The organism is Mariniblastus fucicola (assembly GCF_008087665.1).
GTDB classification, from domain to species: Bacteria; Planctomycetota; Planctomycetia; order Pirellulales; family Pirellulaceae; genus Mariniblastus; species Mariniblastus fucicola.
The window spans coordinates 133,116-156,045 of the sequence record NZ_CP042912.1 but is presented as its reverse complement, the minus strand read 5'-3'; the positions used below and the strand labels follow the sequence as shown (position 1 = coordinate 156,045).

General features: G+C 53.1%; 18 protein-coding genes. 16 read left to right on the top strand and 2 right to left on the bottom strand.

Features of this window, described 5'->3' with window-relative positions; translation table 11 throughout:
* Positions 1-60 precede the first annotated feature (60 nt).
* The 14 genes from MFFC18_RS00600 to MFFC18_RS00535 all read left to right on the top strand — a co-directional run bounded on the left by MFFC18_RS00600 (position 61) and on the right by MFFC18_RS00535 (position 18,414).
* Entirely contained in the window at positions 61-1,290 is a 1,230-nt protein-coding gene (locus MFFC18_RS00600; protein WP_075082882.1) for an ISL3 family transposase, read from the top strand.
* Between the two features lie 736 nt (positions 1,291-2,026).
* The gene (locus MFFC18_RS00595) at positions 2,027-2,737 is read left to right on the top strand and encodes a cytochrome c3 family protein (protein WP_075085665.1); all 711 of its coding nucleotides are present in this window, start codon (positions 2,027-2,029) and stop codon (positions 2,735-2,737) included.
* A 58-nt stretch (positions 2,738-2,795) separates the two neighbouring features.
* On the top strand, positions 2,796-6,227 hold the full coding sequence (locus MFFC18_RS00590) for a Fe-S-cluster-containing hydrogenase (protein WP_238381311.1): 3,432 nt from the start codon (positions 2,796-2,798) through the stop codon (positions 6,225-6,227).
* 141 nt (positions 6,228-6,368) lie between these two features.
* Positions 6,369-7,766, top strand: coding sequence for an NrfD/PsrC family molybdoenzyme membrane anchor subunit (gene nrfD / locus MFFC18_RS00585; RefSeq protein ID WP_075085667.1), 1,398 nt, complete (start codon positions 6,369-6,371; stop codon positions 7,764-7,766).
* Positions 7,767-7,914: 148 nt separating this feature from the next.
* Positions 7,915-9,399, top strand: a complete 1,485-nt coding sequence (locus MFFC18_RS00580) for a quinol:electron acceptor oxidoreductase subunit ActD (RefSeq protein WP_075085668.1) — start codon at positions 7,915-7,917, stop codon at positions 9,397-9,399.
* Between the two features lie 66 nt (positions 9,400-9,465).
* On the top strand, positions 9,466-10,779 hold the full coding sequence (locus MFFC18_RS00575; protein WP_075085669.1) for a hypothetical protein: 1,314 nt from the start codon (positions 9,466-9,468) through the stop codon (positions 10,777-10,779).
* Positions 10,780-10,848: 69 nt separating this feature from the next.
* Positions 10,849-11,178, top strand: coding sequence for a hypothetical protein (locus MFFC18_RS00570; protein ID WP_075085670.1), 330 nt, complete (start codon positions 10,849-10,851; stop codon positions 11,176-11,178).
* 53 nt (positions 11,179-11,231) lie between these two features.
* On the top strand, positions 11,232-12,182 hold the full coding sequence (locus tag MFFC18_RS00565; RefSeq protein ID WP_148618572.1) for an SCO family protein: 951 nt from the start codon (positions 11,232-11,234) through the stop codon (positions 12,180-12,182).
* Entirely contained in the window at positions 12,179-13,336 is a 1,158-nt protein-coding gene (locus MFFC18_RS00560) for a cytochrome c oxidase subunit II (RefSeq protein WP_075085672.1), read from the top strand. Before MFFC18_RS00565 ends, MFFC18_RS00560 begins: the two co-directional genes overlap by 4 nt.
* Positions 13,337-13,468: 132 nt before the next feature.
* Positions 13,469-15,172 carry a cytochrome c oxidase subunit I gene (locus MFFC18_RS00555; protein WP_075085673.1) on the top strand — a complete coding sequence of 568 codons (1,704 nt, stop codon included), beginning with the start codon at positions 13,469-13,471 and terminating at the stop codon, positions 15,170-15,172.
* A gap of 79 nt (positions 15,173-15,251) precedes the next feature.
* Positions 15,252-16,307, top strand: coding sequence for a cytochrome c oxidase subunit 3 (locus MFFC18_RS00550; RefSeq protein WP_075085674.1), 1,056 nt, complete (start codon positions 15,252-15,254; stop codon positions 16,305-16,307).
* 83 nt (positions 16,308-16,390) lie between these two features.
* On the top strand, positions 16,391-16,771 hold the full coding sequence (locus MFFC18_RS00545) for a cytochrome C oxidase subunit IV family protein (protein WP_084417302.1): 381 nt from the start codon (positions 16,391-16,393) through the stop codon (positions 16,769-16,771).
* A 24-nt stretch (positions 16,772-16,795) separates the two neighbouring features.
* Complete coding sequence (locus tag MFFC18_RS00540) at positions 16,796-17,431, top strand: cytochrome c oxidase subunit 3 (RefSeq protein WP_075085676.1); 636 nt, start codon at positions 16,796-16,798, stop codon at positions 17,429-17,431.
* 266 nt (positions 17,432-17,697) lie between these two features.
* Complete coding sequence (locus tag MFFC18_RS00535) at positions 17,698-18,414, top strand: MIP/aquaporin family protein (RefSeq protein ID WP_075085677.1); 717 nt, start codon at positions 17,698-17,700, stop codon at positions 18,412-18,414.
* Positions 18,415-18,520: 106 nt separating this feature from the next.
* On the opposite strand, the gene MFFC18_RS00530 is transcribed toward MFFC18_RS00535, so the two are convergent.
* Positions 18,521-19,432: an SGNH/GDSL hydrolase family protein gene (locus MFFC18_RS00530; protein ID WP_075085678.1), complete on the bottom strand. Its 912-nt coding sequence runs from the start codon at positions 19,430-19,432 to the stop codon at positions 18,521-18,523.
* A gap of 19 nt (positions 19,433-19,451) precedes the next feature.
* Complete coding sequence (locus MFFC18_RS00525; RefSeq protein ID WP_148618571.1) at positions 19,452-19,889, bottom strand: hypothetical protein; 438 nt, start codon at positions 19,887-19,889, stop codon at positions 19,452-19,454.
* Positions 19,890-20,135: 246 nt separating this feature from the next.
* Here MFFC18_RS00525 and MFFC18_RS00520 point away from each other — a divergent pair, with 246 nt between their 5' ends.
* The gene (locus MFFC18_RS00520) at positions 20,136-21,461 is read left to right on the top strand and encodes a replication-associated recombination protein A (RefSeq protein WP_075085680.1); all 1,326 of its coding nucleotides are present in this window, start codon (positions 20,136-20,138) and stop codon (positions 21,459-21,461) included.
* A gap of 180 nt (positions 21,462-21,641) precedes the next feature.
* Positions 21,642-22,682: an exonuclease/endonuclease/phosphatase family protein gene (locus MFFC18_RS00515; RefSeq protein WP_075085681.1), complete on the top strand. Its 1,041-nt coding sequence runs from the start codon at positions 21,642-21,644 to the stop codon at positions 22,680-22,682.
* The last annotated feature ends 248 nt before the right edge of the window (positions 22,683-22,930 follow it).

The window sequence follows — 22,930 nt, the reverse complement described above, 5'->3', positions numbered from 1 at the left end:
TAATTGGTCCATCGCGGAAGTTTGTGGGTCTTGCAGAATTCTCTGTAAAGGAGAACGCAAATGCAAGACACGGAACTTTATCAACAGATCCTTGGCATTGAGACGCCTTGGGAAGTATCGAACGTTGATCTGAACATGGAACTTGGGGAGATCGTCGTTAGTGTGCGTCACGCACAAGGCACGAAGTTCTGCTGCCCTCAGTGCGATCAGAAATTGAGCTGCTATGACCATTCTCCATCGCGTCGCTGGCGTCACTTGGACAGCTGCCAATTCAAGACGATGCTGGAAGCTTCGATCCCCCGAGTGGATTGTCCCGAACACGGCGTGAAACTGGTTCAAGTTCCCTGGTCCAGTCCCAACAGTCGCTTCACGTTGATGTTCGAGGCCTTTGCGATCCGCTTGCTCAAGGCAACACAAACGATCGAAGGCGCTCGCACGATTCTGCGAACTGGCTGGGAAGCGACCTGGACGATTCTTGAGCGAGCCGTCGAGCGTGGGCAAGCTCGAAAGCAATCCAGTCCACTGCCTCACATTGGCATCGACGAGAAGTCTTTCAAGAAAGGGCAGAACTACATTACTCTGATTTACGACCTCGACAACAGTACGGTTGAAGCGATCTCCGAAGGCCACAACAAAGAGGCCGCCAACGAATGCTTTTCTCAACTTTTACCGGGTCAAATCGAAACCGTCGAAGCCATCGCGATGGACATGAGCTCTGCTTTTGTGAACGCTGCAAAGTCCAACATTCCCCTGGCAGAAACAAAGATTGTGCACGACCGTTTTTATGTGATGAAGCTGGTCAACGAAGCGGTAGACAAGGTTCGCAAGCAAGAGAACAAGCGTCTCCGCAGCGAAGGTGACGACACGCTAACAGGGACTCGTTACCTGTTTCTGAAGAACTATGACAACCTCAAGGAATCAAGCCAGCAGCGTCTTGATGCGTTGTTTTCTTTCAAACTCGAAACCGGCAAGGCATGGACTTACAAAGAGATGCTTCGCGATCTTTGGCATCACGACACCGCCAAGGAGGCGAAAGAGTTTTTCAGGTGGTGGTACCGCAAGGTGATTCACACTCGGCTGGAGCCAATGAAGAAGGTCGCACGCACGATCAAAACTCGCATCGACAACGTCGTCAGCTACTGCACCTTCAGTGGAATATCAAACGGAGTTGCCGAAGGAATCAACAGCAAGATCCAGTCGATCAAGCGACGAGTTGGCGGCTACCGAAACAGGCAAAACTACAAAACAGCGATCTTCTTTTACTGCGGTGGACTCGACCTCGACCCATAGAGATCCGCGGTGGACCAAATAATTTGGCAATGAATACAGAGATCGGATTTTTTCCCGCGGTCCGCAACCATAATTAGGTTGACGCGAGGTTCCGCTGGCGGACTTTCTGGATCACTTGAACGGAGCAGCATTGGATAGCATGGTTTACGCTGGCCTTGCTTACTAAACCCATATGAACAAACGCATTTCCAAAACAGCGAACCTGTTTAGCAATTTGCATCAGATTGTAACTTCCGTTTTTCGGGAATCAATCGTTCGATTCGGCGTTGCTGCACAATTAGTTAGGCCGACTTGGAGTAGCGACGTCTGGCACATCGACTGTCGGCCCGCAATCTTCCTTACCAGCAAAATCAGGAAACTTTCTCGAAGCGAATTCCTTTAAACTCACACTTAATCGCTTGAAATCGAGTTTGCTTATCGTATCGATCGCCGCGCCAACTTTGCGCAGTTTATTGCACCAAATGGCTTGCGACACTTTGACACATCTGCCGCGGCTTTTTCAGGGCAACTAGATTACGCGTCAAACACTGCACTATTGAGGGTGCGACTTTTTATCAGGTCGATGCGAGCCGATAAACGCGGTATCCTTGTGCAACATTCGGAGGGAGTGTGCGCGGACGGTCTATAGCTGTCCGTACATGGCATCTGTATATGATGCGTCTTCTTCCTGCACCAATCACAAAACGACTTAACCATCAGGGCACTCAGACACGCGAATCGCGGGTGAGTGAACGTTATGCAAGAGTTCCACTTTCCAACCTGGGTCAACAAGTTCACGGTCATGTTGATTCTTGGCGGGCTAGGCGTTGCCGGATATTTGGCAACCTGTCTGTTCGCCGGGATTCATCCTTCGGTCGTCAACGTAGGGCACAAGCCCAAGCAACCCGTTCCGTTCAGTCACAAGCTGCATGCCGGCCAACTGAAGCTGGATTGTCGCTACTGCCACAACACGGTCGAGAAAGCCGGACACGCTGCGATTCCGCCTTCGGCAACGTGTGGCAACTGTCATGGCGGAAGCCGCACGACGGGAACGATGGTCAACGGAACCATGCAAGCCGGTCGTGACCTTGGCATCGTGCACCCTGACAGCACGCTGCTGACGCCGATCCGCACCAGCCTGGAAAACGACGACAAGCCCGTGCAGTGGGAGCGAGTCCACGACTTGCCGGACTTCGTTTACTTCAATCACGCGGCTCACATTTCACGCGGCGTCAGTTGTGTTTCCTGCCACGGTCGCATTGATCAAATGGAAGTCGTTGAACAGAAAGAAACACTCTCGATGAAATGGTGCCTTGATTGCCACCGTGCACCGGAACAGCACCTTCGTGATCCGGCTTTGGTCACGCAACTGGATCTGAAGATTGAAGATCCGGTCGCTAACGGAGCGATGTGGAAAGAAAAGCTGAACATCAACCCAAATGTCAGTTGCTCGACCTGTCACCGCTAGTCCGATCGCCATTTTGCAATCGCCATCAACCTAACTGCTCACGCGAAGCTTGCTGAACATGAACAAGCCTTACTCAAATCAAAAAGAAGCCCAGCAAATCATCGCCGGGTCCAACACTGTTCCTGATCTGGAAGACATCCAGAACATGGACGGTTTCGACGAAGCCATCGATCGCGATTTCGGTTCTGCGACCGAAGGATTCGAAGATGATGGCGTTTCGCGTCGTCGCTGGTTGCAGATCATGGGCGCGTCTTTGGCGCTCGGTGGTGCTGCCGGTTGCCGTTTCGAAGAAGAAAAAATCGTGCCGTTTGCTTTCCGTCCCCAGGGTCGCATCCCCGGGATTCCGGAAACGTTTGCTTCGATGATCGAGTTCGGTGGCGTGGCTCAGCCGATCATGTCGACGAACTTCGACGGTCGTCCGATCAAGCTTGACGGAAACAAAAGCCATCCAAGCTCGATGGGTGCGTCGACGGCTTTCACACAAGCCACGATTCTTGAGTTTTACGATCCGGATCGCTTGCGTGCTCCGCTGAAAGTAAACCCGGAAGAGAAACTGGTTGCTCGTGCGTTCACTGAAACGACAACGGATGAAATTCTCGGCCAACTGACTGCGGCGTCGCAGGACGCAGGCTCGCTGGCGATTTTGGCCGAACCAACTTCATCGCCGTCAGTGCTTCGTATGAAGAAAGCACTCGAAGCCAAAGGGGCCAAATGGTACACGTTTGCTTCGGTTAACGATGACAACGTTCGGGCCGGTGCCAAAGCCGCGTTTGGCAAAGTCGTCCGTCCGCATTACCAACTGGATAAAGCCAAAGTCATCATCACGCTGGATGCGGATATTCTTGGCGGGATGGATGCGGATTCGATTTCCAACGCGATCGGGTTTGGCAAAGGACGCGACGCGGATCACGGCTCGATGAGTCGCATGTATTCGATCGAAAGTCAGTTCTCGCAAACGGGTGCTTCGGCCGATCATCGCCTTTCGGTTCGTTCCAGCGACATGGGCGGTTTTCTCGGTTCGCTGGTCGCTGCGATTGAGGGCGCGACTGCTGAAGCCGAGGTTGATAAATCACTGCCGTATCGCGATCGCGTTCTGGCAGCGATGGCTCAGGACTTCATCGACAATCCGGGCTCCGGCGTGATCGTGGTTGGCAACAGCCAGCCTGCTGAGGTCCACGCGATGGCTCACTACCTCAACGAAAAGTACGGCAACGCCGGAAAAACAGTTGTCTACACCGAATCTCCGGACGCCGATCGTGATGGCTGTCTTGATTCGCTGCAAAAGTTCGTCGACGAAGCGGCATCGATCGGCACGCTGGTCGTGCTTGGCGGCAACCCGGCGTTTGCGGCGGCAGGTATTGCAGGTGTCGGCGAAGCGATTGCCTCGGTTCCAAATTCGATGCACGTTTCTTTCTACCGCAACGAAACGTCCAAGCTTTGCAAGTGGGTCAGCAATGTCTGTCATCCGCTTGAGTCGTGGAGCGATGGTGCGGCTTCGGACGGTTCGGTCTGCGTTGGTCAGCCTTTGATCAATCCATTGTTCGGCGGCCTGTCAGTGATTGAAACGCTGGCTGTTCTGGCGACGGGCGAACAAGCCAAGGGCATCGACATCGTGAAAGAATCTGTTGGCGTTTCGGGCGAAGCCTGGACCAAAGCGGTTCACGATGGCTTTGTTGCGGATACAAAGGCCAAGCCTGCGGATGTCAAAGCTGGCGAAGCTTCGATCGAAGCCACCGATGCTTGGAAGGGCGAATGGGATGGCAAGCTGGAAGTTGTGTTCCACGCATCTCGCAGCGTTTACGATGGCCGTTACGCGAACAACGGTTGGCTTCAGGAACTTCCGGACTTCATTTCGAAACACACCTGGGATGGCATCATCTCGGTTTCTCCGAAAACCGCTGAGGCGCTTGGGCTGGTGCAAAGCACCAAGGCAACGGTCACGCTGGACAACGGCGAAAGCGTACGACTTCCGGTTAACGTACAGCCGGGACAAGCCAACGGTTCAATCGGTTTGCCACTGGGCTATGGCCGCACGATGGCGGGTCGAGTCGGCGGTGATTTGGCGAATCGCGTCAAGCCTGTTGGGCAGAGTTCGGACAAACTTCGAACGGCCGATACCTGGAACTTCGCCAGCGGACTGGATGCTTCGATCATCACGGGTTCGGGCACCAACTACAAACTGGCTTTGATTCAGGAACCGTGGACGATCGACGAGAAGGGTCGCGGCGAGATTCAGAATCGCATGTTCCGCAACAAGGAAAAGAACGAGTCAGATCGTTCGTCTTTGATTCGCGAAGGAACTTTGGAAAGCTACCAGGCATTCCTCGAAAAACATCCGATCGGCGAACACGATCACGATGACCACAGCCACGACGACGGCGATCATGGCCACGATGAAGGCGATCACGATGAGGCTCGCAGCACGAAGTTGCCGAAGAGCACTTCGCTGCCAATCGTGACCAATGTCAGCTTCAACCCTGGCACCGGTGTTCCGGTTTCACCGGCAGTGATCCCTGCGAAGGTTGAAGAAGAAGGCGACCACGATCACGACGACGATCATGGCCACGGACACAAAGCCCAATGGCCTGAAGCGTTCCACATGCATCACGAGTTGTTCGACCTGACCAAGGGTGCTCGCGAAGATTACACCGCAGAGAACCCGGCTCACGAGAACGTTTGGGGCATGTCCATTGACCTCAACAAGTGTATCGGTTGCAACTCTTGCGTGACGTCCTGCCAGGCGGAGAACAATGTTCCTGTTGTTGGGCGAGCGGAAGTTTGGCGTGGTCGCGAAATGCACTGGCTTCGCATCGACCGCTACTACGGCAACAACCTTTACAACAAGGAAGCGGCGGAGTCGGATGACAAAGTGATCGTTCACCAACCGGTTGCCTGTCACCATTGCGAAAACGCTCCTTGTGAGACCGTTTGTCCTGTTGCCGCGACGGTACACAGCCGCGAAGGTCTGAACGACATGGTTTACAACCGCTGTATTGGTACTCGTTACTGCGGCAACAACTGTCCTTACAAAGTTCGTCGTTTCAACTTCTTCAACTACAGCGACGCGAAGACGTTCCTGAAGTACCCAGGAGCTGACAAGCTTTCCAATGGCGATCGCAACTTGCAGAATCTGATGATGAATCCGGAAGTCACGATTCGCAGCCGCGGCGTGATGGAGAAGTGCAGCTATTGCGTGCAGCGGATTCAGAACACCAAGATCCAGGCGAAGGCCGAAGGCAATCGCAAGATCGGACCGAACGAAATCAGAACCGCTTGTCAGGATGCATGTCCGACCCAGGCGATTGAGTTCGGTGACTTGAACAACAAGGCATCCAAGGTCGCGAAGGCTCACGCCAACCCGCGGGCTTACACGATGCTGGAGGAACTTAACAACCGACCGCGAACCAAATATTTGGCTCGGGTTGCAAACCCACATCCAGCTTTGGTGGATCACGACGATCGTGATTCCGTATCCAAAGTCGGGCACTAACAGAACAGGGTGACACGGGCTTTGAGTCTGTGATTGCATCGGATCCGTTTCCCTGAATGCAATCTCAGACCGGAAGGCTGTGCTACCGAAAACCATTTTCGCAAACCGTCATTCCGGTTCACGAACCAAAGAGAATTTGACATGGCAACGACAGTTGACCCAAAACAACTCAACAACACCCTCGACGATCCTGCAGAACGTTCGCCGCTGGTTCTTGGTGGCCTTGATTATGAAGGCGTAACCGATACTGCTGCTGCCGTTTGGGATGCCGAACGTCCGCCGATGGTTTGGTGGGTGCTGCTGCTGATCGCGCTAAGCCTGCTTGGTTTGCTTGGTGCGTGCGTGAATCACCTGTTGATGGCGGGAACCGGAGTCTGGGGTAACAACAACCCGGTCTATTGGGGTTGGCCTATTGTTAACTTCGTTTTCTGGGTCGGTATTGGCCACGCAGGAACGCTGATTAGTGCGATTCTGTTTCTGTTCCGTCAGAACTGGCGTACGAGTATCAACCGTGCGGCGGAAGCGATGACGATCTTTGCGGTTGTCTGTGCCGGACTGTTTCCCGGCGTTCACATTGGTCGCGTCTGGGTTTTCTACTGGCTGTTTCCGATCCCGACAGAGCACTTGGCGATGTGGCCCAACTTCCGCAGCCCGCTGCTGTGGGACGTTTTCGCGGTTTCGACTTACGCGACGGTTTCGCTGTTGTTCTGGTACATGGGCATGGTTCCCGATATCGCCACGTTCCGCGATCGGACGCGCAGCAAGATTGGCAAATTCATCTACGGCATTCTTTCGCTTGGTTGGACCGGTTCGTCACGAGCCTGGCATCATTACGAGATTGCTTACACGATTCTGGCCGCGTTGGCGACGCCGCTGGTTCTTTCGGTACACACGATCGTTAGTTTTGACTTTGCGGTTTCGCAGTTGCCTGGTTGGCACACAACGATCTTCCCGCCTTACTTTGTTGCCGGTGCGATTTTCTCCGGTTTCGCGATGGTGGTCACGCTGCTGGTTCCGGCACGGAAGCTTTGCGGCCTGGAGAATCTGATTACGATTCGCCACCTTGAGAACATGAACAAGATCATCATGGCAACGGGCATGATGGTTGGTATGGCTTACGGGATTGAGTTCTTTATGGCCTGGTATTCGGGAGTTGAGTTCGAGCAGTTCGCGCTCAGTAACCGTGCTTTTGGAAATTACGCGTGGGCTTACTGGATCATGGTGAGCTGCAACGTTCTGGCGCCGCAGGTGTTCTGGTTCAAGTGGTGTCGAACGACGCCGTGGTTCATGGTGATCGTTTGTATCTTTGTGAACATCGGTATGTGGTTCGAGCGTTTTGTGATCACGATCACTTCGCTGTCGCGTGACTTTGTTCCCTCAAGCTGGTCCTATTTCCATCCGACGTGGGTGGACATCAGCATGCTGGTGGGAAGTTTTGGTTTGTTCTTCACGCTGTTCCTGCTGTTCTGCCGCTTCATGCCGATCATCGCGATGGCTGAGGTGAAGAGCATCATGCCGGTCGAAGACGGACACCATTAACGATTTGAGTTACGGGCGTGAGTCCGTGTTGTGACATCGGCAACTTTGATTGCCGAAGATGTAGAGACAATTGACATTTTAATCGGGTGGCGATCCAGAGCGTTCAAACTCTGGAAGCCTGTGCCGCCTAACTTTTTGGCAAAACGATATGGCAAACGAAACGAACAACTCCAGCGACAAAGAACTGGTCGGCCTTTTGGCTCAGTTCGATGACCCGACTTCGCTGTTGGCGGCTTGCAACAATGCTCGCGAAGCCGGCTATACGAAGATGGACGCTTACACGCCGTTTCCGGTGCACGGTATTGATCCGGCATTGGGAATCAAGCGATCTTTCCTGCCGTTCATCGTTCTGGCGGTTGCCCTGGGCGCTGTCGTGTTGGGACTGGGCATGCAGTTCTACACCAACGGTGGTGGGATCGGAGATTGGTCGACTGACGAAGCGGCGATCTTCCCCGGCTACCGGTTTATGATCAGCGGCAAGCCGTACTTCAGCCTTCCCGCGAACATTCCGGTAACGTTTGAAGTCATCGTTTTGTCCAGTGCCTTCGCCACGTTCTTCGGCATGTGGATCATCAACCGCTTGCCGCGACTTTCGAATCCGCTGCATCGGGTTTCGCGTTTCAAGCGAGTTACCAACGACAAGTTTTTCCTGATGCTTGAGGCGAAGGACGACAAGTTCGACGCTTCAGATTCGGAAGCCCATTTGAACCAGTGGGGTGCTGTTGCGATCGAGGAGGTCAACCAGGATCTGACTGATACGAAGCTTCCTTCTTGGATGGCTCCGGCGGCGTTGATTGGCGCTTTGTTGCTGTTGATTCCACCCGTTGCGATTTTCAGCGTTTACGGCTCGACCAATCGCAAGCCACGTTTGCATGTTGTTCCCGACATGGACTGGCAACACAAATTCAAGACTCAGGTTTTGAGCCCGAACATTGCGGAAAAAGACGATCCTGTTTACCTGTTTGAGAATCGCCGTGCGATGCGACAGCCGGTTGAAGGTTCCGTTCGATTTGGCTCTCTGGAAGACGATTCGGAAATGTTCCGCGGGATCAAGAAAGAGTTCTCTGGTCAAGCGGCGACGGTTGGTCTGAAGTCCAACGTGCTTGCTTCGACGGCGGTTCAGGAAGAGGAAAATCCTGATCAGTGGATCACCGGATTTCCGGAAGGTTTTAAAGTCAACGAAGACACACTTGCTCGCGGCAAGCAACGATTCGAAATCTATTGCTCTGTCTGCCATGGTTACGCCGGCAACGGTGACGGCCTGGTGAATCAACGAGCGATTGCTCTGGCGGCCAACGGCAAGGCTTCATGGACGGCTGCCAAGTCACTGCACGATCCAACGGTTACCGATTCGGTAAAGAATCCAACGGGCCGAATTTACGACACGATCACGAACGGTCGCAACACGATGGGGCCTTACAGGGATCAGATTCCGGTTGAGGACCGCTGGGCGATTGTGGCTTACGTGAAAGCGTTGCAGGCGACGGGCATTACTGCTCCGGGAGCCGAGGCGACTGAATCGGAAGCTGAAGAAGCGGGCGAGCCGGAGGCTGACGAGTCGGCGGAGCCAGCTGCAGAAACTACCGAGCCAGAAGCGGAAGCGTCTGAAGCGGACGACGCAGACACAGAATAGTTCGGCGGCTGATGGCCACCACGATATCGATACAAATCAACAACACTAAATACAAGCCAAACTGAAATGCACGAAACACGTCCAGCGAAAATCACGTCGCCGATCGTGGACCTTGGCGGGGCCCACCTGAAGCTGATGCCGATTGCCTTGATCGTAGGTGCCATTGGTGTCGGTCTGACCTACGCACTTTATGCGTTTGACCTCCAACGGTTTTCACACATTTACTTGGTGAACTTTGCGTTCGTTCTGACGATGTGCATCGGTTGCCTGTTCTTCGTCACCATCTCTCATCTGACGCGTGCCGGTTGGAATGTGACTGTCCGTCGTATCGCGGAACTTTATGCCCAGTGCCTTCCGGTTCTGTTCATTCTGTTCCTGCCGATTCTGATTCCACTGTTGTTTTCCAATGACGGTCTATATGTCTGGAACCAGGCGGGTTGGTCGATTGACGGCGCCAGCACTACGGTCATTGCAGAACTCAACGAAGCAGACGCCAAGCTTCCGCCACTTGAAGAACTCAAGAAGGCTTACCTGAACAAGACATTTTTTGCGATTCGCTGGGTGGTTTACTTCTGCATTTGGGGCGGGATGGCCACGTTCTTTTTGCGAACCTCGCTCAAGCAGGATCAAACCGGAGACAAGAAACTCACCAGCCGGATGCAAGCGTTTTCCGCTCCGGCGATGATCGCGTTTGCCGCCTCGGTCGTGTTCAGCTCGATGGACTTGTTGATGTCACTGGAGCCGCTGTGGTTCAGCACCATGTTCCCGGTTTACTTTTTCGCCGGAAGTGTGCTGAGTGCTTTGGCGTTGATCACGCTGACCTGTTTGTATCTGCAACGCACCGGTCGCATCACCGATGAAGTTACCGTGGAACACTATCACGACATGGGCAAACTGATGTTTGGTTTTGTTGTGTTTTGGGGATACATCGCGTTCAGCCAGTTTCTGCTGATCTGGTACGCCAACATTCCGGAAGAAACGTTTTGGTACGAGTACAGAATGAGTCTTACCGATGGATGGGGCGTGCTTTCGATCATCCTTTTGGTCGGGCATTTGTTCATCCCGTTCCTGTTCATGATGGGACGGACCATGCGACGAAACAAAAACTTGCTGCTGATTGCCGTGATCTATTTGTTGGTGATGCACTGGATCGATCTGTACTGGTTGGTGATGCCACAGTACGACCGCGCTTATGCTCACGCAATCGAACCGGACGGCATGATTCAGTTTGGAGTTCGAACATTGCTGTGCGATGCCGCTTGTACCGTCGGAGTCCTTGGATTGTTTGCTGGCATCTTTTTCCTGATCGTCGGCGACAAGCCACTGGTAACTTTGCAGGACCCTCGATTGGGTGAGGCACTGAACCACGAAGTTCACTAAACAAGACAATCAGGTGGCAAATGGCCTTGAGCCAGTGTCACCGACATGCACTTTTAAACTGACATAACCATGACTGAAACAGCTCACGCAACTCACGATCACGCTGATGACCACTCTTCTGGTGGGCATGGGAAGAATCGCTATGACGACATTCCGGTCGGAAGTGTTTTGTACTACGGCGCGATTGCGGTTATCTGTACGCTTCTGTCCTTTTTGTTTGTCAAAGGTTTGCTCAACGCCATGACTGCGAGCTTCGAAGCCAAGCGACAATCGCAAATCGTTGAGACGCCGGCGAATCTCGAAGTTGACAAGCAGAAGAAACTGCTTGAGGGCGGTGCGGGCACGATTTCGATTGAAGAAGCCAGCAAGAAAGTCCTGGAACAGTACGGAAGCCACTAACAAGGCCGGGGTTGGAAGCCCTCGTTATCGAACAACCAAGTCAGACCAAATTCATGCAACACGCAAACGCACAATTCAATTCATCACTCATCGCGAAAGCAATTTCGTGGGTGCTGTTGCTGTGTGCGATGGGCATTTCATCAAACGTCTTTGCGGACGAACCCGAAACGGACAGCGATCCTTTTGGCATCAACCGTGTGCCACGAGCAACCGACGGGACGGGCGTTGAGCCAAAAATCGGGGCGATGATTGATCCCGACATCCATTTCCACGATCACGACAATCGCTTCGTGCGAATTGGAGACTACTTTGGCGACAAGCCGCTGATGCTGTCGTTCAATTACTCCAACTGTCCAAAGCTGTGCAGTGTTCAGTTGGAGAACATGGTCAAGTGCCTGGCGCAGATCAAGTTCAAGGTCGGAGTGGACTTTGATATGGTCTCCGTGAGCATCGATCCGCTGGAACAAACTTCGCGTGCTCGCGAGCAAAAAGAAAAATACGTCCACATGTACAACCAGGGCGAAAGCATCGACGGCTTTCACTTCCTGACCGGCGACGAAGACGCGATCGACTATCTCGCTGACATTTGCGGATTCAAATACAAGTACGTTCCGTCGCAGAAGCTTTACTCACATCCACCTGTGTTTATCCTTGTTGCACCTGATGGAAAAATCGTACGCTACATTCCGGGACTCGATTACGAACCGGACACCATCGAAAAAGCCCTGATTGAAACTTCAGAAGGCAAAATCGGTGGTTCGGCGTTTGACTGGGCATCCTATGCATTGGGTTGTTTTGTCTTCGATGAGTCCCGCGGAAAATATACTTTTCAAGCCATGGCACTGATGCGTGCCGGTGGCATCCTGACCGTTGTTGGTCTGGTGGTTGGTCTGTTGCCTTACTGGTTCTTCCGCAAGGGTTCCAATGCTGCTCAAGCCACGCCGGAAAAAACAACTGATTACGACACTGAAGACATTCTCTTGCCATCCACGAGCGAAAAATGAACTGGTCCCTGCCAATACTTTTTGCACAATCCAACGAAGAAATTCGCACGATCGTCAGTTCCCAGAACAACGACACGTCGGTTCCGGATCACGCGATCGAGCGATCTTCTGAACTCAGTGGCAACTGGTTCTCTTCGGAGTACTGGTTTCCTGAATCAGCATCCACGTTCGCATCGAATGTGGACTGGTTGTTCATGTTCATCTTCTGGGTGTCGCTGATCTTTTTCGCTGCGATTGTCGGCGTGATGATTCACTTCTGCATCAAGTATCGTCGCAAGGACGGCAACCTTGAGACAGAGCCAAGTTCATCGCACAACACGAGCCTTGAAATCGCCTGGTCGGTCGGACCGAGCATCCTGCTGGTCGTAATGTTCTGGTATGGAGCAGAGGGCTTTTTCCAGATGCGTGTTCCGCGTACCGATGCCGAAGAGATTCAGGTTTCGGCTTCGCGTTGGAACTGGAAATTCACTTACCCTGACGGCGATAGTTCTTCCGAACTGCACCTCGTCAACAACCGCCCAACGAAACTGGTTATGCAGTCCGAAGATGTGCTGCACAGCATGTACATTGCTTCGTTTCGACAGAAAGTGGACATCGTGCCCGGTCGTTACACCTACGCTTACCTTGAACCAAACAAGGAAGGTCAGTTCCGATTGGCATGCACCGAGTACTGTGGGCAAAAGCACTCGAAGATGCGAACGATGGTTACGGTTCATGCGAGTGACGAGCGACGCAAAGAAGACACGCAATGGATCGAAGCCGATTATCCCGCGTGGCAAAACGGCGAACGGATCTACAAGATCAACTGCTCAGGTTGCCACAACAAAACTGCTGAGGCTGGCACAGGACCCGGCTTTGGTGACCTTTGGGGCAAGGAAGAATCATTGATGGGCGGTTCGAAGATCAAAGTTGATGAGCAGTACGTCTACAACTCCATTATGGAACCGAACAAGGACATCGTCGCGGGTTACGGTCCGGTTTCGAAGATGAATTCGTTCCAGGGAAAGCTGAGTCCTGAAGACGTCAATCAGGTCATTGCCTATCTGAAATACCTCAAGGATCCGACTTCTGTCTCCAACACTCCGGAAGGCGAAGTCATTGAAGAGGAAACGGAAACACCAGCAGAGCCGGAAGCTGACAAGACTTCGACTTAGGCTGGAACCCACCGCGGCACGGAGCCGCAGCGACAAACCAACCAATACGCCAATTATTAATTGACACATTTTACCGTTCAGCGTGCTGAACAATGTTCTTGGAACTAGGTTCCTGAAACACAGGTAGCAATCATGGCATCCGCAGAAATTAGAAACAAGATTTTCGACACACCGTCGACGAGTTACCTCAACAATGCGAAAGGCTGGAAGTCCTGGGCTTTCACGCTGGATCACAAGCGCATTGGTTTGATGTATCTGATTGGCGTAACCGCCGCGTTGATCCTTGCCGGGATCTTCGCTCTGGTTTTGCGATCTCATCTGTTTTCGTACAAGGGAGCGATGCTGAGCGATGACATGTACAACCAGATGTTCACCCTGCACGGGGCGATCATGGTGTTCTCGTTCATTATCCCCAGCGTGCCGGCGGCTCTTGGAAACTTCGTTCTGCCGATGATGCTCGGTGCGAAGGACGTTGCCTTCCCTCGAATGAACCTTGCCAGTTTCTATCTGTGGATTATCGGAACGGGCTGTCTGTTCGCGGCGATTCTTTCCGGTCGTGGACTCGACACGGGTTGGACGTTTTACACGCCTTACAGTATCGACACCTCGACTGCGGTGATCTTTGCGACGTTCGGAGCATTTGTGCTGGGCTTCAGCTCGATTTTCACAGGGCTGAACTTTCTGGTTACGATCAACACGATGCGAGCTCCAGGGCAGACGTGGTTCAAGCTTCCACTGTTCCTGTGGTCACTATATGCGACGTCGATCATTCAGGTTTTGGCGACTCCAGTTCTGGGCATCACGCTGTTGCTGTTGATTGCCGAACGTACGATGCACATCGGTATTTTCGATCCGACTTACGGTGGTGACCCGGTTCTGTTCCAGCACTTCTTCTGGTTCTACTCACACCCAGCGGTTTACATCATGATCCTGCCGGCGATGGGCGTGATCAGTGAGCTGATTTCGGTTTACAGTCAGAAGCGAATTTTCGGTTACTCGTTCATTGCTTTCTCCAGCGTGGCGATCGCACTGTTGGGCTTCCTGGTTTGGGGACACCACATGTTCACCAGTGGCCAGTCGCCTGTGGTGACATTGATTTTCAGTGCCATCACGTTCACTGTTGCGATTCCATCAGCGGTAAAAGTTTTCAACTGGTTGGCTACCCTGTACAAGGGCTCGATCCTGTTGAACACGCCGATGTGTTACGCACTGAGTTTCATTTTCCTGTTCGGAATCGGTGGACTGACGGGTCTGTTCCTTGGAACGTTGTCGGTTGACATTCACCTTCACGATACGTACTTCGTTGTTGCTCACTTCCACTTCGTGATGGTGGGCGGAACGCTGACTGCTTTCCTTGGCGGATTGTTTCACTGGTGGCCGAAGATGTTCGGTCGGATGTACAACGATTTCATGGGACGCGTGGGTTGCTTCCTGGTATTCGCGGGCTTCAACTTGACGTTCTTCCCACAGTTCGTAATGGGCTCACGCGGTATGCCGCGACGATATGCTTCTTACGACCCCGAGTTCCAGATCTTCCACCAGCTTTCAACCGTTGGTGCTTTTGTTCTGGGGATTGGAATCGTGTTGAGCTTTGTCGTTCTGGTTTACGCCGCGTTCCGTGGAAAGCGTTGCGGATCGAATCCGTTCCGTGCGGCGTCGCTGGAGTGGCAGACAAGCTCGCCTCCCGATTTCCACAACTTCATTCACAAGCCGGTCATGACCGACCCGTACGATTTTGATTCACAGGTCTACGACGAGACACTGGATACCTACATTCCTCGTGAGCTTGCCGATCCTGCGAAAGTGCCACCTCGGAAAACGCCTGCTCACCACTAGCGTTGAAACCCGGTTGGGGTGAAAGTCCCAACTACGCTTTATTCACCAACACATTTTGCCGAATGCCTCGGAGCCAATCATGGCCGTAGCTGATCCTGACAACATCCTCGAAGAACATCACCACCACGATCCGTTCATCGCTCACCATTTTGATAATGCTGAGCAGCAGTTCGATTCGGGTAAATTCGGAATCTGGATTTTCCTGGTCACGGAAGTTCTGTTCTTCAGCGGACTGTTCGTTGCGTACACGCTTTACCGCATCCACCACCCTGAGATTTTCGACCAGGCTCATCACTTCCTGGACAAAAACCTTGGCGCGATGAACACGATCGTGTTGCTGTTCAGCAGTTTGACGATGGCACTTGGCGTGCATTCCGCCCAGAACGGCGACAATAAGAAGTGTGCGATCTACACGCTGATCACGATGGTCTGTGCCGCGATGTTCCTTGGTGTGAAAGCCGTTGAATACAGTCACAAATGGGACATGGGAATTTTTGTTCGCAGTGCGTTCAACTATTCCGATCATCATGCGGAAGGGATTTCGTCCTATCTGATCTACATCAGCGCTATTCCGGCTTTGTTGCTGGTTGGATTCATTGGTGCATCGCTGATGGCGAAAATGACTGAGAAGGATTTGTTTTCCAAGTTCTGCGGCGGCATGGCCGTGACCGTCGGCGGTTACTTCCTGGGCGTTTTCGTGGGACTTGGCTTCATGGCTCTGACGGCGAAAGATGGCGGGCACGCGAATCGCGAGATCACGACATCACCGCTTGTGTTGCAGGCGCTGACAGTTGACGAAGAAGAGCAGGCTGAAGGTGACGATCACGACCATGGCGATGAGCACGCGGATGAAGATCATGCTCACGCTGACGACCATGCGGCTCACGATGACCCCAACAAGGATCCGATGGATCGGGACATCGGAATCTTCTTCAGCATCTACTACTGCATGACCGGATTGCACGCGATTCACATTATCGCGGGAATCATGGCACTAGCTTGGGTGTTTTGGCGCAGCCTGTCGCTTCACTGGCGGCCGGACTATTTCGGACCTGTTGACTATGTTGGTCTCTACTGGCACCTGGTGGACCTGATTTGGATCTATCTGTTTCCTCTTCTGTATTTGATTGACTAGAGCGACGCTTTTGGTGCCTGTTCCGACAGGTGCTTTGACTCTCCGATATTGTTGAACCTGAACTTTTTTGCTGACTGAATATCATGGCTGGCTCACACAACAGCGATCATCCTGCTTTCAATCATCCGGCACCTCTGCCGTTGCTGATTGGTGTATTTCTGGCGTTGGTCTTTCTGACCATTTTGACGTTGGTGACTTCGAACATTGAACTGGCTCAGTTTGCGTTCGGTATCGCGATGTTGATTGCGACGGCCAAGGCATTTCTGGTTTGCGCATTCTTCATGCACATGTGGTGGGACAAGGGATTCAACATCCTGTTTTTCCTGTCTTCGCTGTTGTTCGTTTCGCTGTTTATCGGTGTAACTTTACTGGACACCGGTCAGTATCAGGACAATATCGACTTGTTCCCAAGAGCGGAAGAACCTGCCATGACCGTCGCTCCAGCGGACCCTGCTGCCAACTAACATCACTCGTCTGTCAGGCCTAACATGCTGAAGCAATCAATCCATCTGCTTCCTGCAAGGCAAAAGCTCTATCAGGCGAAACTGGCGTTTTATCTGTTCCTGGCGTCGCTGGGAATGTTTTTTCTGGGCAGCCTGATCACGTATCTGATCATTCGCGACCAGGCTTTCAACCCGATTCCGGATGCGATCCCGAACTCGATCGCCACGATGGGTCCGGAAACCTATACTCCGTTGAAGCTGCCGATTTCGTTCTGGCTCAGCACCGTTTTGTTGGTCGTTGTCAGCTACGCGATGCACCGAGCGTGCTTTATGGTCAGGCGTGAGCGACAGGAAGAGTTCCGTTTTTTCCTGATCGTCGGCGGCGTTGCTGCGTCCGTGTTTGTGATCGCTCAGGCGTTCGGAATGGCGCACTTGCTGGGCGAACACTTCAGCAAATCTGACGGTTCGATGAAAGTGTACGGCATGAGCTTTACGCTTTCTTTTCTACACGCGTTGCATGTCTTTGGCGGATTGGTGTTTCTGGGTTTTGTGATCCACAACGCCTGGCAAGAGCAATACGATCACGAGCGACACTGGACCGTCGACAACTGTGCGAGCTATTGGCATTTTCTTGACGTCGTATGGGCAGTGATGCTGGTCACGTTTGTGGTTGCCCGCTAGGTACGGCAACGTCAAAGCGTTGTTCTGCAATTTGCTCTCTTTGAAGGCTTCACCATCACTCGGTGAAGTGTCTTTGGCCAAAAATTGCTCCGCTCACCCCTCAAATACGGGGGCATGGCCGCATTCGTGGTCCGGCGATTGATTCCTTGCGGCGGCACCCTATCCTTTCCACGCCGACGCCAAATTGTTGGCGTTTCTGCGCTGGGCGGTGTCTTATGTTCATTCGCCCGGTGACCAACTTCCTTCCTTATTGCGAGTCCCTCCTCATGACATTTGCCAAATATTTGACTGAGTTCATCGGTACGTTTTTTCTGGTATTCGTCGTCTGTCTGATGACGACACAGCCGAATGATCACACAGGAATTGTGGGAGCAATCGCGATCGGCAGCACGCTGATGATCATGGTCTACATGGGTGGTCACGTTTCTGGTGGCCACTTCAATCCGGCAGTCACCCTGGCTTGTTTTCTTCGCGGCGCCTGTAGTTGGGTCGATGTCATTCCCTACTGGATCGCACAAGTCGCAGGAGCCTGCGTCGCGGCATTCCTCGCCAGTGTTGTTTTGCCAGTTGTTGGCGAGGACGCGATGAGCGTTTATGCGAACGTTGCACCTGCAGCGCCGCACTCGATGACCACTTTAGGTCCGTGGGTGATTGAAATCCTGTTTACGTTTGCTCTGGCTCTGGTTGTCCTCAACACCGCGACGTCTTCGGGCACCAAAGGTAACTCGTTCTACGGTCTGGCCATCGGTTTTACGGTTGTCGTCGCTGCGTTTGCAGGCGGAGGAATTTCTGGCGGCGCCTTCAATCCGGCTGTTGGCGTCGGGCCCAACATTATTCGTGGCTCGATCGGCGGCGATCCTGCGGCGTTGGCAAACATTGCGCTCTACATCGCTGGCCCAATGATCGGCGGTGCACTTGCTGCCGTCGTATTCAAAGTGCAAGAAGCTTGGGTTGATCACGCTGCGAAACTGGAATCCGAATAGGCGTCGAAGCCAAAAGTTCGGGAACTGCGGGATTAAGGCAAGCACATTTCTACGGGGCTACAGCTTGTACCCATCACAGCCCGTGCCTTAATTGAAGCGTGGCAGGCTAACGGCCAAAATCCAGATAGCCTGCCACTGTTTCCGCCATCATCTGGTTCCCGGCGTCATTCGGATGCAATCCGTCTCTGCTGAGCCGCGAGGCTTCGGGGACCAAGCTGCCTGGAGGAATGATTGGACTCCAATAAATTAGCCGACGAATCATCGTGTCGGGAATCAGAGCCAAATCATGGCTTCGCGCCTGTTCACGTTCGAGCCCGTACCACGGATCGTTGATGAATCCACGCGGAATCTCAACCAGTACAACGTTTGCGCCGCATTCCTGAAACCGCAGGATCAACTCTCGCATTTTCACTTCTGTTTGCGATCGCGATTCACCGTTTTTGTAATCGTGGCCGCCAAGCTCAATCACAACTGTGTGTGGGTTGAGCGCGACAATGTCCGGCGCAAGCTTCAAGCCGTCGGTGGTGGTGTAGCCGTTGAAACCGAAGTCAGCGATGGGCTGCGGAATTCGAGTTCCAAGCTTTTCCGGATAGCCGAAGTCAGTCAGGCTGTCGCCGAGGCAAACGACGGGCCCGTCGGGGTTGCCAGTTCGTTGCGAACCTGAGTATCCGGAATGATGATGGGCAAGCCACACAGCCCAGCTGAGCCACAGCACCAGAAGGCAACTCAATTGCCGTCCTGATCTGGAAACCTGTGATGCGTCCCGCGACCGACCAAGCGTGACACTTGCCAGAACGACGACTAAAACAAAAACGGCCAGTGCCACCGTCGGCTCTGGCCACTTGATCGCCAGCCAAGCCGGGATCGCCAATAATTCAAATCGGGTTAGCCTGTCCTGGAAATTTCGAACACTGCACCAGACCAACCAAAGCCCGGCAAACTCCGGGATTCGGTTTGGAAATACGAGAAGCCCCGACGCGATCGTCAGCAAGGCGAGAATGAGTTTGAGATACCTCATGCCGCCATTGTAGCCGCAACTACACGAAATCGACGGACTTCAGCTTCAACACGTTCTGATACTTCTTGGTTTTCTTGAACGAGTTCAGCTTTTTGAAAATCCAATCGCGATCAGTCGTCTCGTTGACTCGAGCGAGATAGGCACATGCAAACGCCTCGTCGTCACCCAGCATGTCGGCTGAGAAACTGACCCCACCGCGGTTAGGACAGCCTGGCCAGCGGGCGTACCAGCGGCAATAAGTATTGCTTTTCGAGTCATCCAGAAACGCCCATACGCCGACGACTCCCGACGAGTTCCGTTTGGTCATCCGGTTCTTCCGTGGGGTCGCAGCAGGCAACTGCTTTTTCATCTTTTTGACCCACTTGTCGGCAGCCGCTTCAGCAGCCTTCCAGGTCCTGTATTCGCGGAGCGTAAAGTTCTCCTGATACTTTTCTCCGTTGCGTGAAATCCTCGCCATGACGCATCGCGAGGCCTTATTTTTCGTCGTGTTGGGCATATTGCTCGATATTTTCAGAGGTGGGAAGGCTCGTTTAAAAGCCCGATTCTAATTAGGGCCTGCCAGGCTCAAAAGGAAAATTTGGGATTCTGACCGGCATGGAACACATTCATTGTCTATAAATTTGTCCACATCGCGATTTCCGTCTGGCACGCTGTGCCAAGTATAACACATTCTATGCATCTAACAAATCGGTCGACGATAACAATGTCGCTCTTCGAAAAATCTGAACGAGCCAACCGGGACGCGGCCAAGCCATTGGCTGCCAGAATGCGACCTCAAACGCTGGAAGAATTTTCCGGGCAACAGCACTTCATCGGAGAAGGACAGCTGCTCAGAAAACTGGTGGAAGCAGACCGAATTGGCTCAATTTTGTTCTTTGGACCTCCGGGAACGGGGAAGACAACGTTGGCCAGAATTCTGGCGCGGGCGACGAAGCGGAAATTCGCCCAGCTCTCTGCCATTCTGCACGGCGTCAAGGATCTGCGAGAAGTCCTCTCGCGGGCACGCGATGACCTCGCGACAGGGCAGGGAGGTACGTTGCTGTTTATCGACGAGATTCATCGTTTCAATCGTTCCCAGCAGGATGCAATGTTGGCGGACGTCGAAGACGGAGTGGTCACGCTGATTGGTGCAACCACCTCGAATCCATTTTTCGCCGTCAACGGAGCTCTCGTTAGCCGAAGTCAAATCTTTCAGTTCGAGCCTCTTTCGCCAGATGACATCCGCATCCTGCTTGAGAGGGCGATTGCCGATCAGGAACGAGGACTCGGCGAGCAAAATGTGAAACTTGACGACGACGCGATGGACTTTCTCTGCAACATTTGTGATGGAGACGCGAGAAAGTCGCTTTCAATTTTGGAAACCGCAGTGATCGCATCGGACTCGAATTCATTGTCGCGACAGGACATCGTCGACGCGATGGGTACGCGAGCCGTACAATATGATCCGACTGGCGATGAGCACTATGACTGTGCAAGCGCTTTGATCAAAAGCATACGTGGCAGCGATCCGGACGCTGGACTTTATTGGCTGGCAAGAATGCTTGAAGGCGGCGAAGACATCCGCTTTATCTGTCGTCGATTGATCATCCTTGCCAGCGAAGACATTGGCAACGCGGACCCGCACGCATTGCCGTTGGCGGTCGCGTGCTCTCAAGCCTGCGAGCAAATTGGTCTTCCCGAATGTCAACTGACGCTTTCACAAACGGTGACATATCTGGCTGTTGCACCGAAATCGAATTCTGCGACGACCGCGATTTCGATGGCTCGCAAAGACGTTCGCGAAAACCGGGTACTTCCTGTTCCGCGTCATCTGCGCGACAGTCATTTTGGATCTGCCGAACAACTGGGACATGCCGTGGGCTATCAATATTCGCACAACGAAGACGACGGCGTTTCGGCCCAGGATTATCTGGGCGTTGATCGCGAATACTACCAGCCAGTTGATCGCGGGTTTGAAGAACAGATCTCCCAGCGACTTAAGCAGATCAGAGAGAAGCTGAAGTCCGCAAAAGATTCCGCAGAAGACTGATCAGCCGGTCGATCAAATGGCTGGCCAGCGTGAAATCGAGAGAGTCACGCACATGATCTGCGCAATCGTAACACCGGGCTGCTGCTGAAGAGTCAAAACCGTCACAACCGGGAGTTCGCCGGGAATTGGGTTTCGAACTGCCGAAAAGAGAGATGGAACTCCCTCCTTTCGGCAACGGTCATGAAAAAATTCTGGGCAACGATCTTTCTGGCACTCGTCGTCGTTGGCGGCAGCTGGATTCTTTTAAATCAGGATCGCATTCAGGAAGCCGGAGGCTTGACCGCGTTTGCGCGTCAACGTCTGAGTTCGAACGCTGCCAACCCGAACAACATGGATCAAGACAGCCAGTCAACCGGGCCGTTTCTACAAGCCGGCAGTAAAAACAGTGTCTCGAGACCCAACGGAAATCAGCAGCCGTCAAACATTGGCAATCGGGCGTTGTCAGATAGGATTCGCATCGCCTCGTTCAAGCTTTCGGGTTCCACGCAGTATTCAAATCCGCAACTGGCGCTGCGAGTCATCGCCGACATCTGTCTTCGCCATGACCTGATTGCTTTCCAGGAAGTTGACGGGCATCGGCCCGGATGGTTGGATGAACTGACGGCGGAAATCGCTCGCCAAACCAACGGTCAGCTGATCTATCGCCACGCGAGCGATCATGTTCGTGTTGCCCGCAACGAACCGACATACGCGTTTCTTTACAACACCTCGACGCTGGATCTGGAAATGGGCCACACGTACACGGTTGCCGATCCGGACAACGTGCTGGTGCGAGAGCCGCTGGTTGGTTGGTTCCGTGCACGCATGGCTCACCCAAACGAAGCGTTTACGTTTACCGTCGCTAACATTCAGTTAGACCGAAAACATCCAGGCAACGAGATTGCGTACCTCGGAAGCCTCTACGATGCGATTCGGCGCGATGGTCGTGGCGAAGACGACGTGATCTTTGTGGGCGACTTCAAATCTGGTGATCGGGCGTTGAAGAACGCGCAAGCGAAGTTCGGCATGACTTGGGTTGTCTCGGATCAGGCTACGAACACGATGAACGATGCCCAGTACGATAATCTTGTCTTCAATCAGATGGCGACATTGGAGTTCACTGGCAATGGCGGTGTGATTGATTTTCTCAAGGTCTATAACCTTGGTTTCCGCGATGCGATGGCGATTTCAGAGCACATGCCGGTGTGGGCTGAGTTTTCTGCTCGCGAGAAAGTCCGCTGAACCAAAATCGCTGAGTTTGGGCTGTTGCGCGAACCTGATTTCCATCGTTTAACGGCAAGCCGTAGGCGACTGTGTTGGATCGGAAGAAGCACCGTCGTCTGCGGCTTGCCGTTAAACGAAGCGACAAATTTCTGAAACATGCCATAATGTAGCTGTGAACATTTATTGCATCCATTGCGGCGAGTCCTTTTCGATCACAGCTGATCAGCTGGGGAAGCGGGGAAAGTGTCCGCACTGCAAGGGCACCG